16 protein-coding genes, 1 tRNA gene and 1 pseudogene are annotated in these 16,834 nt (G+C 62.5%); 12 read left to right on the top strand and 6 right to left on the bottom strand.

All coding sequences use genetic code 11. From position 1 onward, the window contains the following. Positions 1-91: 91 nt before the first annotated feature. Positions 92-946 (top strand): hypothetical protein, encoded by an 855-nt coding sequence (locus RPMA_RS25050; protein ID WP_211910348.1) that lies wholly within the window; start codon positions 92-94, stop codon positions 944-946. A 211-nt stretch (positions 947-1,157) separates the two neighbouring features. Here RPMA_RS25050 and RPMA_RS25045 read toward each other — a convergent pair whose 3' ends face one another. Together RPMA_RS25045 and RPMA_RS25040 are read right to left on the bottom strand one after the other, a co-directional pair. Then, the gene (locus RPMA_RS25045) at positions 1,158-1,925 is read right to left on the bottom strand and encodes an alpha/beta fold hydrolase (protein WP_408056567.1); all 768 of its coding nucleotides are present in this window, start codon (positions 1,923-1,925) and stop codon (positions 1,158-1,160) included. Between the two features lie 230 nt (positions 1,926-2,155). Beyond that, positions 2,156-2,632 carry an Hsp20 family protein gene (locus RPMA_RS25040; protein ID WP_211910346.1) on the bottom strand — a complete coding sequence of 159 codons (477 nt, stop codon included), beginning with the start codon at positions 2,630-2,632 and terminating at the stop codon, positions 2,156-2,158. A 195-nt stretch (positions 2,633-2,827) separates the two neighbouring features. Between RPMA_RS25040 and RPMA_RS25035 the strand changes: the two genes are divergently transcribed. Both RPMA_RS25035 and RPMA_RS25030 read left to right on the top strand, forming a co-directional pair. Next, positions 2,828-3,775 carry an alpha/beta fold hydrolase gene (locus RPMA_RS25035; protein WP_211910345.1) on the top strand — a complete coding sequence of 316 codons (948 nt, stop codon included), beginning with the start codon at positions 2,828-2,830 and terminating at the stop codon, positions 3,773-3,775. A 137-nt stretch (positions 3,776-3,912) separates the two neighbouring features. Next, positions 3,913-4,551, top strand: coding sequence for a LysE family translocator (locus RPMA_RS25030; protein ID WP_211910344.1), 639 nt, complete (start codon positions 3,913-3,915; stop codon positions 4,549-4,551). Between the two features lie 13 nt (positions 4,552-4,564). On the opposite strand, the gene RPMA_RS25025 is transcribed toward RPMA_RS25030, so the two are convergent. Continuing rightward, complete coding sequence (locus RPMA_RS25025; protein WP_211910343.1) at positions 4,565-5,317, bottom strand: sulfite exporter TauE/SafE family protein; 753 nt, start codon at positions 5,315-5,317, stop codon at positions 4,565-4,567. 88 nt (positions 5,318-5,405) lie between these two features. Here RPMA_RS25025 and RPMA_RS25020 point away from each other — a divergent pair, with 88 nt between their 5' ends. Beyond that, complete coding sequence (locus tag RPMA_RS25020) at positions 5,406-6,296, top strand: LysR substrate-binding domain-containing protein (RefSeq protein WP_211910342.1); 891 nt, start codon at positions 5,406-5,408, stop codon at positions 6,294-6,296. Positions 6,297-6,500: 204 nt separating this feature from the next. Here the strand turns inward: RPMA_RS25020 and hisN are convergent, their stop codons facing one another. From hisN to RPMA_RS25005, 3 genes and pseudogenes are all read right to left on the bottom strand, one after another. Continuing rightward, positions 6,501-7,283, bottom strand: a complete 783-nt coding sequence (hisN, locus tag RPMA_RS25015) for a histidinol-phosphatase (protein WP_211910341.1) — start codon at positions 7,281-7,283, stop codon at positions 6,501-6,503. A 653-nt stretch (positions 7,284-7,936) separates the two neighbouring features. Continuing rightward, a complete protein-coding gene (locus RPMA_RS25010; protein ID WP_211910340.1) occupies positions 7,937-8,101 on the bottom strand; it encodes a Flp family type IVb pilin in 165 nt (54 codons plus the stop codon). 155 nt (positions 8,102-8,256) lie between these two features. Beyond that, a pseudogene (locus tag RPMA_RS25005) lies at positions 8,257-9,143 on the bottom strand (N-formylglutamate amidohydrolase). Positions 9,144-9,457: 314 nt separating this feature from the next. On the opposite strand from RPMA_RS25005, the gene cpdR reads away from it, so the two are divergent. The 8 genes from cpdR (at position 9,458) to RPMA_RS24965 (ending at position 16,821) form a co-directional block, all read left to right on the top strand. Next, positions 9,458-9,817: a cell cycle two-component system response regulator CpdR gene (gene cpdR, locus RPMA_RS25000; protein ID WP_211910339.1), complete on the top strand. Its 360-nt coding sequence runs from the start codon at positions 9,458-9,460 to the stop codon at positions 9,815-9,817. A 106-nt stretch (positions 9,818-9,923) separates the two neighbouring features. Continuing rightward, positions 9,924-9,998, top strand: a tRNA-Val gene (locus tag RPMA_RS24995). Positions 9,999-10,196: 198 nt separating this feature from the next. Then, positions 10,197-11,000 carry a gamma-glutamyl-gamma-aminobutyrate hydrolase family protein gene (locus RPMA_RS24990; protein ID WP_211910338.1) on the top strand — a complete coding sequence of 268 codons (804 nt, stop codon included), beginning with the start codon at positions 10,197-10,199 and terminating at the stop codon, positions 10,998-11,000. A 238-nt stretch (positions 11,001-11,238) separates the two neighbouring features. Then, positions 11,239-12,147, top strand: coding sequence for an amino acid ABC transporter substrate-binding protein (locus RPMA_RS24985; protein ID WP_211910337.1), 909 nt, complete (start codon positions 11,239-11,241; stop codon positions 12,145-12,147). 165 nt (positions 12,148-12,312) lie between these two features. Next, a complete protein-coding gene (locus RPMA_RS24980) occupies positions 12,313-13,044 on the top strand; it encodes an amino acid ABC transporter permease (protein ID WP_211913819.1) in 732 nt (243 codons plus the stop codon). A 3-nt stretch (positions 13,045-13,047) separates the two neighbouring features. After that, positions 13,048-13,740, top strand: coding sequence for an amino acid ABC transporter permease (locus RPMA_RS24975; protein WP_211910336.1), 693 nt, complete (start codon positions 13,048-13,050; stop codon positions 13,738-13,740). 24 nt (positions 13,741-13,764) lie between these two features. Beyond that, positions 13,765-14,496 carry an amino acid ABC transporter ATP-binding protein gene (locus RPMA_RS24970; protein ID WP_211913818.1) on the top strand — a complete coding sequence of 244 codons (732 nt, stop codon included), beginning with the start codon at positions 13,765-13,767 and terminating at the stop codon, positions 14,494-14,496. 294 nt (positions 14,497-14,790) lie between these two features. After that, the gene (locus RPMA_RS24965; protein WP_211910335.1) at positions 14,791-16,821 is read left to right on the top strand and encodes a methyl-accepting chemotaxis protein; all 2,031 of its coding nucleotides are present in this window, start codon (positions 14,791-14,793) and stop codon (positions 16,819-16,821) included. The last annotated feature ends 13 nt before the right edge of the window (positions 16,822-16,834 follow it).

The raw sequence follows: 16,834 nt of genomic DNA, 5'->3' as shown, positions 1-16,834 counted from the left end.
GCAGGGGAGCTCCGCCGGGCGGCGACGGACGCCAGTTTGGGTTCAAAAAGCTCGATTTTCTCCGGGCGCGGGGGCGTCGAAGGAGCATGCGATGAAATTCATTGTGGGATGTCTGGCTGCGACCGGCCTTGCGCTGGCCAGCGCCGCGCAGGCTCAGGTCCTGCCGCCGATGCGGGGCGACGTGCGGGTCTCGGATTTCGAGGAACCCGGACCTTATGCGGCGATGCCGCCGCGGATTTACGTACCTGGTCCGCGTTACGGTGATGGCTACGCGCCATCGGTCCTACCGCCGCATGAGATCTACGCGGTCATCCGCGAAGCCGGCTTCTCGCCGCTGGGCGCGCCGCAGCAGCGCGGGCTCGTTTATACCGTGGCCGCCGTCGATCGCCGGGGCGAGGACGGGCGAATGGTGATCGACGCCCGGACCGGCCGCATTCTCCGCTTCATGCCGGCCTATCAGATGGGCGACCGCATGAATGAGGAAGTGGTGTCGCGCTACGGCCCCCAGGCGGCCCTGCCGGAACTACCGCAATATCGCCGTCCGCCTTTCGATCCGAAAACTGCCAACGCACCGGCCGCTGCGCCGGCACCGAAGCAGAAAGTGGCGAGCCAGACGGCAACCGTCCCGCTGCCCAAGGCTCCGCCGGTGAAGGCCGTCGCGACACCGGCCAAGCCGGTCGTGGTGGAAAAGCCGCCGGTGATCGACAAGCCGATTGCTGAGAAGCCTGCGGAGCCAGCGGCAACGCCGGCACCTGCGCCGGTTCAGCAGTCGGCGGTGACGGAGCCGAAGCCGGCCGAGGCCGCAGCGCCGGAAGCTGCACCGGTGGCTCCCGCCGCCGAGACGAAAGAGACGCCTCCGATCGCTACTTCGCCCGTGGTGGAAGCAAAGCCCGAAACGCCTGCGGCGACGGAAGAGAAGCCGGCGGTGGTGAAGGGGCTGGAGTAAGAGCGCCGAAGCCAATGGCCTCCCTCCCCGGAGCGAAGCGAATGGGGAGGGTGGCGCGTAGCGCCGGGTGGGGTCTATCCCCACGTGACGTCGGAGTTTGTGGAAGCACCCCACCCGTCCGGCCAAGTGGGCCGGCCACCCTCCCCACGGCGCGGCTGCGCCGCTTGGGGGAGGGAATATCCGAGCGTCGCTGCGAGCTACGCGAAGTTCCTTACTTCTTCATCGCCGTCTTGCTGCCAGGCACCGTCACGCCGGCCGCCTGCAGAATCAGGTTGGCGACCTGGCGGGCATGCGAGACCATGATGAGATGACCGCCATCGATCTCGACGGTGGTGGCGTTCATGCGCTTGGCGAGAAAACGTTCGAGATCGGGATTGATGGTGCGGTCCTGCTTGGCGACTGCGTAGAAAGACGGCTTGTTATGCCAGGCCGCTGCACTGGTGCGGCCGGCAAAGATGCTCGCGGCTGTGTCGCCCTGTTCGGCGAACAGCACTTTTGCCTTGGTCGGCTCGACGCCATTGGCGAAGTCTTTCAGGAAAGCCTGTTCAGACAGCAGCGTGTAACCATCGTGGGTCTGGATGCCGGCGCGCACGGGGCCGGTGGGAAACTTGCCGGACAGTGCGACAAAATCCTCGTCCGCATCGGGCGCGCGGGCCGCGACATAGACGAGCGCCGAGACCTTGGGATCGATCCCGACATCGCTGACGACAGTGCCACCCCAGGAATGCCCGACCAGCACCGTGGGCCCGTCCTGCAAGGCCAGCGCACGCTTCGCCGCGGCATTGGAATCCGCAAGGGACGACAGCGGGTTCTGAACCGCAGTGGCATGCAATCCAGCCTTCTGCAGCAGCGGAATGACCTCGCCCCAGCTCGATCCATCAGCCCAGGCGCCGTGGATCAGCACAACATTCTTGGCTTTGACGGGAGCCGTTTGTGCTTCGGCTGCGGGGGCAGTGAAAATTGCGGTCAAGGCGCTCATGGCGAGCGCAGTCAGTATCCGAATGGGGGTCATCGCATGAATTCCTGATGGGGTTGAGACGGCGTGTCTGCAATGTCGGAAGTTCGATGCGGCGCGTCGGGATGTTACGCGGGACGCGATCACGGATGTTCACAGGAATGCGAGGGCGCCGGTAAAAACAGAAACGCCCCGGATTGCTCCGGGGCGCTCTGCGCACACAGTTACACTTACTACACTTTACGCAATCGCCATTACGCGGCGACTTTCTCGGCCGAGCCGTCGACCACCTGCGGCGAACCAACGGCGCTGGTGGAAATCGGGATGCTGCGCGGTTTCGCGGCTTCGGGGATCTCGCGCACGAGGTCCACATGGAGCAGGCCGTTTTCGAGCGAGGCGTTTTTCACCTGCACGAAGTCGGCGAGCTGGAAGGCACGCTCGAAGGCGCGGGCGGCGATGCCGCGATAGAGGACTTCAGCCTTGTTACCGTTCTCGTTGGCAGCCTTCTCGCCCTTGATCGTCAGCGTGTTTTCCTTTGCGACGATGGTGAGCTCGTTCTGCGCAAAGCCGGAGACGGCGACGCTGATGCGGTAGTCGTTCTCGCCGAGGCGTTCGATATTGTAGGGCGGATAGCCCGACGCGGTTTCAGCCGTGGTCTGGTCCAGCAGGTTGAACAGGCGATCGAAGCCGACGGTGGAACGATAAAACGGGGTGAGATCATAGGTACGCATAGGGTAGTCCTCCATTGAGCGACTGATGAATGAACCCGCCCGCCAATCGGGCCGGGCTTTCGTCACATGCAGCCTAGAGAGGCCTGCATGAAGGTGATATGGGAGGGGTGTTGCGGCCTGCAAGGGCGGCGAAAGAATCTCGCCGGCGCCTTCCGGGCTCTTGAAAACCAGTCTTTTTCACCTAGCCGGTCCCGCATGACGCTCGTCTCGATCCCCGCCAATCCGGTCCCCGAAGGCGCCACGTCCGGCACGATCAAAACTCCCGATGGGGTCGAGCTGCGCTTCGCGCGCTGGGCGCCGCCGGCCGGGCATAAAGGCACGGTCTGCGTTTTCACCGGCCGCGGCGAATATATCGAAAAATACTTCGAGACGGTGCGCGACCTGCGCGACCGCGGCTTTGCCGTGGCGATGATCGACTGGCGCGGGCAGGGCCATTCGGCGCGGCGGCTGCGCGATGGGCGTAAGGGCTATGTGCGGAATTTCTCGGATTTCGAGATCGATGTCGAAGCCTTCCTGCAGCAGGTGGTGATGCCGGATTGTCCGCCGCCTTACTACGCGCTGGCGCATTCCATGGGCGGCGCGGTGATGCTGCGCGTCGCACATGCGGGCAAGCGCTGGTTCGATCGCATGGTGCTGTCAGCGCCGATGATCGATTTGCCCGGCCGCTCCACCTCGCTGCCGGCGCGGCTGTTGCTACGATTCATGCGCTGGACCGGGCAGGGCGGCAATTACGTGCCCGGCGGCAATGGCGATCTGGTCGGCACGTCGTCCTTTCCCAACAACAAGCTCACCAGCGATCCCGTGCGCTATGCGCGCAATGCCGCGATCCTGCAGGAAGATCCGACCCTCGGCATCGGCTCGCCCACCATCGCCTGGGCCGATACGGCGATCCGCGCCATGCACGGCTTTCGCGCGACGCGCTATCCCGTCGATATCCGCCAGCCGATCCTGATGCTGGCGGCGAGCCACGACCAGGTGGTATCGACGCCGGCGATCGAGGAATTCGCCTATCATCTGCGGGCCGGCTCGCATCTCGTCATCGCCGGCGCGCAGCACGAGATACTGCAGGAGCAGGACCGCTACCGTCAGCAATTCTGGGCGGCGTTCGATGCCTTCGTGCCGGGGACGCCGTTGTTTAAGTAATGCGCTCGCTGTCATCACCCGCGAAAGCGGGTGATCCAGTAGACAGCGACAGCTGTGTTTACTGGATCGCCCGGTCCTAGCGCGCAATTGCGCGCGGCCGGGCGACGACAAGTTGGGTTTCATAGGAAAGCTTATTCATGCTCGGCATTCACGATATCTGGCTGTTCGTTCTTTCCGGCCTGCTGCTCAATATCACGCCCGGCCCGGATACGGCCTACATCATCGGGCGCAGCGTGCAGATCGGATGGCGCGGCGGGGTGACGGCGGTGCTGGGCATCTGTGCCGGTTGCCTGGTCCATGTCCTCGCAGCGGCAATCGGCCTGTCGGCGCTGCTCGCGGCATCATCCACGGCCTTCACGGTCGTGAAGTGGGTGGGCGCGGCCTATCTGCTCTATAGCGGCATCCAGATGCTGCGCTGGAAGGCGCCGGCCGATCTGCTGCAGGAGAATAGGGAGAAGCCTGCGATCCGGCTCTCGCATGTGTTCTGGCAGGGCGCGCTCACCAATGCGCTGAATCCGAAAGTCGCACTGTTCTTTCTCGCCTTCCTGCCGCAATTCGTCGATGCGGAAGCACCTCACAAGGCCTTGGCCTTCATGACGCTCGGCATGATGTTCATCGGCACCGGCATGGCGTGGTGTCTCGGCGTCGCTGTGTTTGCCGCCCGGGCTGCGCGGCGAGTGCGCCAGTCCGGCAAGGCGCTGGTGTGGATCAACCGCGCGCTCGGCGGTGTGTTCATCTATCTCGGCATTCGCGTGGCGCTGCTGGAAGCGCGGTAAACGCTGCGGCTCCTCACTTCATCACAGCCAATGTCGCACTCACCGCCAGATAAATCCCGAGCAGCAGCATCGCGATCAGGAACCAGCGGCGGAATTGCTCCGGCGCCATCCGGTCGCGCACGGCCTGGCCGAGGAACATGCCGGCAAAGGCGGTGACCATGGCGACGATGCCGGGCACCGCAGTGGCCGCCGTCAGCAGGCCGGCACTGGTGAGATTGAAGGCCTGCGCCACCGTCGCCACGGTGAAATAGAGGCCGAGCGCCTGCACCAGTTCGTTCTTCTCCATGCCGATCGACTGCATGAACGGCATCGAGGGGATCACCTGCACGCCGGTGGCCGCCGAGACCACGCCGGTGATCGCGCCGACGATGCCGCCCACCCATTTCTCGTCCTTCGGCGCCGTCTTGAACTGGAATTTCACCAGCGTCACCACCGCATAGATCACCAGCAGCACGCCGAGAACGATGGCGCCATATTTCGCGTAGGGCCCGGTCATCAGGCCGCCGCTGAACCAGATCGCAATGGCGGTGGTGATCAAGAGCGGCCAGAGCCGGCGGATGATGTCGCGCAGATAGGGACCGGCAAAGGTCTGCCAGATATTGGTGACGATGGCGGGCACGATAACGATGGTCAGCGCCTGCACCGGCGTCATGGTGGTGGCGAGCAGCCCCATCGATACGGTGGGCAGGCCGAGGCCGATGACGCCTTTGACGAAGCCTGCGAGCGCGAACACGGCGGCAATCAGAATGAGCATTGTGTCGATCATGGTGCGACACATTGACCGATCGCAGGCGCCGGCACAATCTGGAGATTACGGAGATTGCCTTCGGCTATGACGAAGGCTGGAGACCCCGATGCATTTCGATCTGGTCGATCTCAGGCTGTTCGTGGCGGTGGCGGAAGCGCGCAGCATTACCGGCGGTGCCGCGGCCGCGCATCTCGCGCTGGCCTCGGCGAGCGCGCGCATTCAGGGGCTGGAAGCAGCCGTCGGGGTGGCGCTGCTGAAGCGCGGGCGGCGCGGCGTGACGCTGACGGCAGCGGGCGAGAGCCTGCTCGGCCATGCCCGGCTGGTGCTGCATGACGTCGAAACGCTGCGCAGCGAGATGACCGCCTATGCCAGCGGCAGCAAAGCCAGCATTGCCATGCTGGCGAATACGGTGGGCCTGTCCGAGCATCTGCCGAAAGCGCTGGCGGCCTTTTTGCGCGAGCATCCGCAGGTCAGCCTCGATGTGGAGGAACGCGAAAGCGCCGATATCGCCCAGGCCATTGCCGGCGGCACCGCCGATCTCGGCTTTGCGGCCGAACATACGCTGCCCGACAGTCTCGATCGCTTCATCTTCAGTGAAGACCGGCTGGTGCTGGTGACGGCCCCGCGCAGCGATCTCGCGCATCACCGCCACGTCGATTTCAACGAGGTCGCTGATCGCGATTTCATCGGCCTCACCAACGCCACGGCGCTGCAGAACCACATCGGCAAATACGCCGCAAGGATGGGAAAGCGGCTGCGGTTTCGCGCGCAGATGCGCGATTTCGATGCCATGTGCCAGATGGCCGCCGCCCAGGTCGGCATCGCGGTGGTGCCGGAAGTGGCGGCGCGGCGCTGTGCGCGGTCGATGGCGATTTCGCTGGTGAAAATCAGGGATCCCTGGGCCAACCGCAAACTGGCGATCTGCTTTCGCGATCTCGCAACGATCTCGCGCCCGGCGCAGCAGTTGATCGCGCATCTGCGCGCGGCGGCGCGCTGATCTTTCCCTCCCTCAAGCGGCAAAGCCGCGCCGTGGGGAGGGTGGATCGAGGCGAGCGTTCAGCGAGCCTCGAGACGGGTGGGGTGTCTCCACAAACTCTGACGTCACGTGGGATAGACCCCACCCCCGCCTATCGGCGGACCCTCCCCAGTCGCTTCGCTCCGGGGAGGGAGACTACAGGGGCCGGCGCGTCATTGATGCAACTTACCCGTTCAACAACTTCATTGCGGCTTCATGCACGCGCGGATCACCGGCGGCGATGATCTTGCCGCCGTTCTGGGCCGGCTTGCCGTCCCAGGTGGTGACGATGCCACCGGCGCCGGTCACGATCGGGATCAAAGCGGCGATGTCATAGGGCTTCAATTCGGTCTCGATCACGAGATCGAGGTGGCCGGCCGCGAGCATGCAATAGGAATAGCAGTCGCCGCCGTAACGGGTCAGGCGCACATGCTGCTCGACGCCCTTGAAGGTGGCGCGGTCGGTCTCGTTCATCAGCAGCGGGCTGGTGGTGAACAGAGCGGCCTTGGCCAGGGATTCGCAGCGGCGCACGGCGAGTTTGCGGCCGGTATTGTTGGCCCCCTGGTAGCGCGCCGAACCGTTATCGCCGCTGAAGCGCTCGCCGATATAGGGCTGGTGCATCATGCCATAAACGGGCGTGCCCTTGTGCAGCAGGGCGATCAGCGTGCCCCAGGTGGGGAAGCCCGAAATGAACGACTTGGTGCCGTCGATGGGATCGAGCACCCAGACATATTCGGCGTCCTCGCGCTCGGTGCCGAATTCTTCGCCGACGATGCCGTGCTGGGGGAAGTTCTGCTTGATCAGCCGCCGCATCACAGCCTCGGCGCCGCGATCGGCCTCGGTGACCGGGTCGAAATCCCTAGCGTTCTTGTTGTCGATGCTGAGTGAGGTCCGGAAGTAAGGGAGGATGGTCTCGCCCGACGCGGTGGCGAGGCGGCCGATGAAGGCGGTGAAATCGATGACCGTCACGGCAGAATCCTTTTGCAGCGGCAGATATGGGCTGTTCGCCAACCTATATCGCGGCTTGCCGTGGCCTGCCTATGATGCCGTCGCAATTGCCCACCGCTGTCGATTTTTGCGCACTATGCGCATCTTATTTTTAGCAGTCTGCGCAGTTCTGGTTTCCGGAGATGGATGAGCGCAAGAACTGGAATTTGGCTATAGAAGTGAATGTCTAATCACTTCTATTTACCTGGCCAGATGACATGTTGTTCCTTAAGTCATTGTTTTCAAGTGGTTTTAATATGACAGGCATGTCGAGTTGACCAAAATGCCTTGCAAATTTTGCATGGGTTTTCGCCCGAAAAACCTTGCACTTCAGGTGCTGCAGATGCATATTGTTGCGGTGCGGTAGCGCCTGGCGCTATCGCTGCCCTCCTTGGGCGTTTCCTCCCTAGACTTGGGCCGCTTGCTTTCGCAGGCGGCCCTTTTTTCTTGTCTATGGAGTTTTGCAGGGAAAGCCGTTCGCTTGATCGACCGGCAGTCTGGAAGCGTGATGCTGCTTCACCCTCTTTGCGGATGCCGACAGCCGGGCATCGATGCGTATGAGGCGTCTGGAGAGACGAGACCTTTTCGGCTGAGAACCTCAACCGGTCGCTTATCGGTCTGACTTCGACCGGATCTTACTTCAACGACGTGTTGATGTCGCCGAACTTGGTGTTGAGCGTCGTGCCGAGACCGTTCACCACTGCGATGATCGCGAGCGAGATACCGGCGGCGATCAGGCCGTATTCAATGGCCGTTGCGCCGGACTCGTTCGCCCAGAACTTCTTGATCATGCTCTTCATTTGATTCCCCTGCCATGTTGATGCGGTTCAATGCCGCGCGAGGAGAATGACGGTATAAAATCTAAAGTTGAGTGAATCCTTGCGGTAAAAGAGTGGGGTATCATCCACACGGCCAATATGTCGCAGGTATTCTTGTCCGCCGAATCGATGCGGCGCTATTCCGCGGCCGCCTGGAACGGGCCCAGCAGATTCAAGGGGATACGGGTGAGCGCATCGGCCAAAGTCGAGAAATCTGCCGCGATCTGGTCGAAGCGGGCGGTCCGCTCGCGTTTGCGCTCGTCCATATAGATCGCGCGGTTGAGTTCGATCTGGATCGCGTGCAGGCCGCTGGCCGGGTTGCCGTAATGCTCGGTGATGAACCCGCCGGCATAGGGCTTGTTGCGGCCGATCGTGTAGCCGAGCTTGTAATAGGTGTCCTCCACCACATCCGTCAGCAGGCCGGCGCAACTGGTGCCGTAGCGATCGCCGACCACCAGATCGGGCCGGCGCGGTTCTTCGCGGGCGATCCCGATCGACGGCATCGAATGACAATCGACCAGGATGACGGTGCCGAAGGTCTGGTGCGCCTTGTTGATCAGGCGGCGCAAAGCGCGGTGATACGGCTTGTAGAGCGATTCGATCCGCGTTAGCGCGGCATCCACATCGAGGCGCTCGCGATAGATCTCCTGGCCGTCGCCGACCACGCGCGGGATGGTGCCGAGGCCGCCCGCCACCCGCATCGAGCGCGTATTGGCAAAGCTCGGCAGCCGGCCGGTGAACATCCGGGGTCGAGCTCATAGGGCTCGCGATTCACATCCACATAGGAGCGCGGGAAATGCACCTTCACCACCGGGAAGCCGCGCTGGCTGAGGTGGCCGATCAGCTCGTCCATGAAGGAATCTTCCGAACGACGCAGCGCCGTCACGTCGATTCGCGACGCGGCGAGGAATTCGGCGGGATAGACGGTGCCGGAATGCGGGGAATTGAAAATGATCGGCGCGCGCCAGTCGGCCGGCTCGACGATCTCGAAGGGAGGCGACAGCTCACCGTGAAACTGGGTCATTGTCGCGCATCATCCCTGCAGTCAGATTCTTTTCGGGGCCCAGTCTGGCAGAAAACCGGCATATTGCGAGGCGTCTTTGTCGATGTAGCTGCCGCCGCATACCATCTCCGCGAGACATACCGATAGGGCCCGCCGTGCACATATCCGGTACGGCTGCCGGCCGAGGGGCGGGTTTTGTTGCTCTGAGCCGGTTTCTCGCGCACCATATTGAAACGCTTATCCACATGCCGGGCGTGCGACTTTCACCCGAAATTTACCAGCCTCGGGCTTAGTGGTCGCACAAGTTCTCTCAATCGGGTTCGACGTCCAAAGCCATGCACAAGATCCTCCTCGCCGAAGACGACAACGATATGCGCCGGTTTCTCGTCAAGGCACTGGAAAACGCCGGTTTCTCCGTGTCGCACCACGATAACGGAATGTCAGCCTATCAGAGGCTGCGCGAAGAACCCTTTGAAATGCTTCTAACGGATATCGTGATGCCGGAAATGGACGGCATCGAGCTGGCCCGCCGCGCCAGCGAGCTCGATCCGGACATCAAGATCATGTTCATCACCGGATTCGCCGCCGTGGCGCTGAATTCGGACAGCGAGGCGCCGAAGAACGCCAAGGTTCTGGCCAAGCCCGTGCATTTGCGCGAATTGGTCAGCGAAGTGAACAAGATGCTGGCGGCCTGACCGGCCTCATTTTTTCTTCACAATCGGTCGTAATTGGCGCCCCGGCATCCTTGCCTGTCCGGACCTGACCCGTTATAGACCGCCTACCCGTAACGACCGGTTCTTAGGGCGCGTAGCTCAGCGGGAGAGCACTTCCTTGACATGGAAGGGGTCACAGGTTCGATCCCTGTCGCGCCCACCACGCTATGCCTTCGGCTACGCGTGGCGCAGCCAAGCTTAGCCGAAGGCATAGCGTGTCCGGCGTAGCCCAAAGGGCGTAGACGGACGAGACGATCCCCGCACACACGGCAATGATTTTCTTCTCCCATGCGCGGGCGGAAGGGCATTCTGTTCCCTTGTCGGTCGTGTTCGTAACCGGACTCGGTTATATCTGCCCGTCATGTCCAGGAAGTCCCGGCCCATCATCGGCGTGATCGGCAACGCCTACCGCATCGAGAACAGGTTTTCCGTCCAGGCGGCCGGAGAAAACAATCTTCGCGCGGTGGCCGAGGTGGCGGGGGCTCTGCCGCTGATGTTTGCCGGCGAACCGGACATCACCGATATCGGCGAGGTGCTGGATGTCGTGGATGGCATCCTGCTCACCGGCGCCCGGGCCAATGTCCACCCCACCCGATTCGGCATGCAGGCCTGCGTCCGCCACGAGCCTTATGACAACGGCCGGGACGAGGTGGCGCTGACCATCACCGAGGCCTGCGTCGCGCGTGGCGTGCCGATCTTCGGCATCTGCCGCGGGTTGCAGGAAATGAATGTCGCCTTCGGCGGCACGCTGCATCCTGAGATTCGCGAATTGCCCGGCCGCATAAACCACCGCATGCCGCGGCTGGAGAATGGCGAGATTCATCCCGATCCGGCCGTGGTGTTCGCCGATCGTCACGATGTGCATCTCACCAGCAATGGCACATTTGCCAGCCTGCTCGGCCGCGAGACCATCACGGTCAATTCGCTGCATGGGCAGGGGATCGAGATCCCCGGCCAGCGGGTGGTGATCGAGGGCATCGCCGAAGACGGCACCATCGAAGCCATTCGTATTGCGGATGCACCGGCTTTTGCGCTCGGTGTGCAGTGGCACGCCGAATACGACCCGCAGATCAATCCGATCAATCGCGCGCTTTTCCTCGCTTTCGGCGCTGCGGTTGCGGCGCATCGTGAGCAGCGTGCGGCCAAGGTCGCGGCGCCGGCCTGATCCGTCGGCGGCCGTGCTGCGACGATCCGCCTGCGGATGTCATCCATCTTTCGCAGGATGGCAGAGAACCAACCCCACCCTTTAGACGTATCACTTCGGCGCGTTGGGCCAATCCGTCATTCGCCGGAGAGGGCATTTGCGTTTGGCCTCGTTTGTGCAAGCATTACGGGCGGTCACACTGGCGTGCTCGGAAGGGGCGGCGCCAGTCGTGAGACCGGAGTTATGAGGAGAGGGACTTATGAAACGACTTTTTCTGTTGGGGGGCATGATCGCCGCCGCCTTCGCGACCCAGGCGAGCGCGCAGGAGCTCACCGGTACGCTCAAGAAGATCAAGGACACCGGCGCCATCACCATCGGCTTCCGTGATTCCTCGGTGCCGTTCTCCTATCTCGACGACAATCAGAAGCCGGTCGGCTTCGCCATGGACATCTGCTACAAGATCGTCGATGCCGTGAAGAAGGAGCTCAAGCTCGACAAGCTCGAGGTCAAGCTCAATCCGGTCACCTCCGCGACGCGCATTCCGCTGATCGCCAACGGCACCGTCGATCTGGAATGTGGCTCCACCACCAATAACGTGGATCGCCAGAAGCAGGTCGGCTTCACCAACACGCACTTCCTCACTGCCAGCCGCTTCGTCTCCAAGAAGACGGCGAAGCTCGACAAGATCGACGACCTGAAGGGCAAGTCGGTGGTCTCGACCTCGGGCACCACCAATATCAAGCAGCTCACCGAAGTGAATGCAGCGCGCAATCTCGGCATCAATATCATTCCGGCAAAGGATCACGCCGAAGCCTTCCTGATGGTTGAGACCGACCGTGCGGCGGCTTTCGTGATGGATGACATCCTGCTCGCCTCGCTCGCTGCAGGCGCGCGCGATCCGAATGCCTATGCGATCTCGAAGGACGCGTTCTCGAAGCCCGAGCCTTACGGCATCATGCTGCGCAAGGGCGACGATGCGTTCAAGAAGGTGGCCGATGCCGCCACTGCGGCGCTCTACACCAGCCCCGAAGGCGCGAAGATCTATGAGAAGTGGTTCACGCAGAAGATTCCGCCGAAGGGCCTGAACCTCAACGTTCCCATGGGCCCGGAGCAGACCAAGGCTTTCGCCAAGCCGTCGGATTCCGCTGATCCGGACGCGTATCTCTAGTTGCTGTTAACTCACGTCATGGCCGGGCTTGTCCCGGCCATCTACGTCTTACGATGCTGATTGAGAGACGTGGATACACGGGACAAGCCCGCGCATGACGGAAGATAAGCAATGGCCCGGCCATTGCATGAGAGCTTTGTCGGACTGCGTATCGGGGGGCGCTGGGTGAATTACAACTGGAACTGGGGGATCTTCTGGGATCAGACGCCGGATGCGACCGGGACTTATTTCGCGTCCCTGATGAGCGGCCTCCAGGTCACCATCCTGCTGGCACTCGTCGCCTGGATCATCGCTTTCGTGCTTGGCTCGGTGATCGGCATCATGCGCACCTTGCCGTCGCGCTGGCCGGTGATGATCGGCAATGCTTACATCGAGCTGTTCCGTAACATCCCGCTGCTGGTGCAGCTGTTCATCTGGTTCTTCGTCGTGCCGGAATTGTTGCCGGGCGAGTTCGGCGCCTGGGTCAAGCAGCTGCGCAATGGGCCTTTCATAGCCGCGATGCTCGGGCTCGGCTTCTACATGTCCTCGCGCGTCGCAGGCCAGGTCACCGCCGGCATCAATGCGCTGCCGAAAGGCCAGCGGATGGCTGGCACGGCCATCGGCCTCACCACATGGCAGACCTATCGCTATATCCTGCTGCCGCTCGCCTATCGCATCATCTTCCCGCCGCTGACGTCGGAATTCCTGAACACCATCAAGAACACCGCGCCGGCGCTGACCATCGGCGTGCTCGAGCTCACCGCGCAGGCGCGCTCGATGCAGGAATTCTCGTTCCAGGTGTTCGAGGCGTTCACGGCCGCCGCGGGCATCTATCTGTTGCTGAGCGCCGTCGTCACCATCGGCATGCGTATGATCGAGAAGCGGCTGGTCATCCCCGGCTTCAATGTGGGGAAATAAGAGATGTTCAGCACATTCGATTTCGATGTCATCTGGCGCAGCCTTCCCTACCTCTTCTACCAGGGCATGGTCTTCACGCTGACCCTGACGGCCATCGCGACCTTCTTCGGCCTGATCCTGGGTACGCTGATCGCGATGATGCGGCTGTCGTCCAATGCGGTGCTCTCCGGCGTCGCTGCGAGCTATGTCAATCTGATGCGCTCGCTGCCGCTGGTGCTGGTGATCTTCCTGTTCTACTTCCTCTCGCCCTATATCGGGCAGTGGATCATCCAGGCCGATCAGCCGGTCCAGGTGGGCGCCTACACCTCCACCATCATCACCTTCACGCTGTTCGAGGCGGCTTACTTCGCGGAGATCATGCGCGCCGGCATCCAGTCGGTGCCGCGCGGGCAGGTCATGGCCGGCTATGCGATCGGTCTCAATTATCGAGGCGTGATGCGCTACGTCACGCTGCCGCAGGCGTTCCGCAACATGCTGCCGGTGATCTTCACCCAGACCATCGTGCTGTTTCAGGATACGTCGCTGGTCTATGTGCTCTCGATCACCGATTTCCTCGGCGCTGCCGCCAAGGTCGCGCAGCGCGATGGTCGTCTCACTGAAATGTATCTGTTCGCAGCGGTGGTCTATTTCGCGATCAGCTTCACTGCATCCTTCTTCGTGAAGCGCTTGCAAAAGCGCATCAGCATCATCCGATAATCAGCACGGTTGTCTCCCATGCCCATGATCTCCATCGACAATGTCAGCAAGTGGTACAATCCGCAGTTCCAGGTGCTGAAGAACTGCACGACGCAAGTCGAGAAAGGCGAGGTCGTCGTCGTCTGCGGGCCGTCCGGTTCGGGCAAATCGACGCTGATCAAGACCGTGAATGCACTGGAGCCGATCCAGGAAGGCACCATCACGGTGGATGGCCTGTCGATCACCAAGATGAAGAAGGACCTGCCGAAGCTGCGCTCCCGCGTCGGCATGGTGTTCCAGCACTTCGAGCTGTTTCCGCATCTGAAGATCGTCGAGAATCTCTGCCTCGGCCAGACCATCGTGCTGGGCCGCAAGGAAGAGGACGCGCGCAAGAAGGCGATGAAGATGCTGGAGCGCGTCGGCCTCACCGCGCATGCCGAAAAATATCCCGGCCAGCTCTCCGGCGGCCAGCAGCAGCGCGTCGCCATTGCGCGCGCGCTGGTGATGGACCCGATCTGCATGCTGTTCGACGAGCCGACCTCGGCGCTCGATCCGGAAATGATCAATGAGGTGCTCGACGTCATGGTCGAACTCGCGCGAGAAGGCATGACCATGATGGTGGTGACCCATGAAATGGGCTTCGCCAAGAAGGTCGCCAACCGGGTCATCTTCATGGATGGCGGCGAGATCGTCGAGGATGCGCAGAAGGATGATTTCTTCGGCCATCCGCGCAGCGACCGCGCGCAGCTGTTCCTGTCGAAGATCCTGTCGCACTGACGGCTGTTTGATAGTCACCCGGCTGCATGAACTTTGTGCAGCTCGGCGAGTGCATTGCGACACGTCAATTAACGATTGTGTCAGGAATCGAGTGGTATTTTTGAACCCGTGAGAATAGGCCCGCGCGGTTCGCGGCGTGAACCGGGACCGCTCAGGTCTGTGTTCTCACGGGCAAGCCACGTCCTTTGCTCCCGACCATCTTTACCATTCTCCTCTGCCAGGCGAAGCCGCCTTCGGCCGTGCAGGCTTTGTCTGCGCGCGCGGTCGGCTGTGCCCTTTCGGAAAGTGATGCGCATGATCAAGCTCAACCGGGTCGGTAACAAACTCGCTTTGGCCGGCTTGATCGGCATCCTTCTGTCCATCGGCGTGGTCGCCAACCAGATGCACACGGAAGCCGAGGTCATCGACGCCAATCGTCGGGCTGACGTACAGCAGCAGATCGCTGATGGCGCCCGGGAAGCGGATGCGCTGATGCGCAGCATGCAGACGGCGAGCCAGAGTTTGCGCATCGCGATCACCACGCCCGAGATGGACAAGAGCGTCGCGGAGATCAAGGCGGCCAAAGCGGCGCAGGATACGATCATCGATGGCAATATCGCGATAGCGCTGCGCCAGGAAAATCGGGACAACTTTGCGAGGATCAAGGTGCTGACGACGTCCTACGTCGCAGCTGCCGACGAGATCGCGGCATTGCAGAAGAAGCTGCTGGATCTCTATCGCACGCGCAATGTCGCCGTGCTCGATTGGAACAGGCATCTCGAGCAGATGCGCCTCACCACCGCCGTGACCGCTGCGCCGAACTGGGCCGAGGTCGAAAATCATCTCAAAGTCGCAGACAATGCCGTCAATGCCGTGCAGGCCGCCGCCTGGCGTTATGCCTCGCTGAACGAGATCGTTCAGAAGGGGCTGATCGTCACCAAGGCGAAGGTGCTGAACGATGCGCTCGCCAAGGCCAGTGTCATTGAAGACAGCGAACTGGTGCAGAACGGTCTGACCCAGCTCAGCACCGACATGCGCAAGTTCATGGCGGCGACCGAACAGGCCATCCAGGTCAACGACCAGAAGACCGACATCGTTCGCAAGACGCTGACGCCCACGGCGGCGTCGGCCGGCGAACTGGTGTCCGCGGCGGTCGCCACAGCCAGGACCGCGGTGGCGGATGCGCGCAACCAGGCGGCTGCGACTTTGGAGCGTTCGGGGCAGATCAATCTATCGCTCGGCCTGGCGGTGGTCGCCGTGCTGGCGGGAACGATGGTGTTCTCGTTCATGGGCGTCGCCCGGCCGATGACCCGCCTCAATGGCGCCATGGGCAAGATGGCCGCGGGCGATCTCGATGTGGTGATCCCCGGCGCCCGCCGTGGCGACGAGATTGGCGACATCGCGAAGACGGTGGCTGTCATCCGCGACAATGCCGAGCAGAAGGCGCGCGAGGAAGCGGAAGCGCGCGTCGAGCGCGACACCATCGCTGCAGCCGCGCGCCGCCGCGAGATGGTGCAGCTTGCCGATGGTTTCGAGCAGGCGGTCGGCAATATCGTCGAGAACGTATCTTCCGCATCGACCCAGCTCGAACAATCGGCGAGCGGCCTGACGGCGACTGCGGAGCAGGGGAAACAGCTCACCACGGCCGTGGCATCCGCGTCGGATGAAGCATCGACCAATGTTCAGGCCGTCGCATCGTCCACGGAAGAGATGTCGTCGTCGGTCAATGAGATCAGCCGCCAGGTCCAGGAGTCCGCGACCATCGCCAATTCCGCGGTGGAGCAGGCGCGCAAGACCAATGATCGCGTGCTGGAATTGGCTCAGGCCGCTGCGCGCATCGGCGACGTCGTGGACCTCATCAACACCATCGCGGGCCAGACCAATCTGCTGGCGCTCAATGCGACCATCGAGGCGGCGCGCGCCGGTGACGCCGGCCGCGGCTTTGCCGTGGTCGCCGCCGAAGTGAAGGCGCTCGCGGACCAGACCGCAAAAGCCACCGGCGAAATCTCCACCCAGATCTCCGGCATCCAGGCCGCGACCCAGCAGTCGGTCGGTGCCATCAAGGAGATCGGCGACACCATCGGCCGCATGTCGGAAATTGCCTCGACCATTGCATCGGCCGTCGAGGAGCAGGGCGCGGCGACGCAGGAGATCGCGCGCAATGTCCAGCAGGCCGCCCATGGCACCATGGAAGTCAGCGCCAACATCGCCGACGTCCAGCGGGGCGCGACCGCGACAGGCTCGGCGTCGTCGCAGGTGCTCTCTGCTGCGCAGTCGCTGTCCAACGAAAGCGCGCGCCTGAAGCATGAAGTCACCCGCTTCCTCGATTCCGTTCGTGCTGCCTGACATCCGCCCTTCT

This window comes from Tardiphaga alba (genome assembly GCF_018279705.1).
GTDB lineage: Bacteria > Pseudomonadota > Alphaproteobacteria > Rhizobiales > Xanthobacteraceae > Tardiphaga > Tardiphaga alba.
This window is presented reverse-complemented; position numbering and strand designations above follow the sequence as displayed.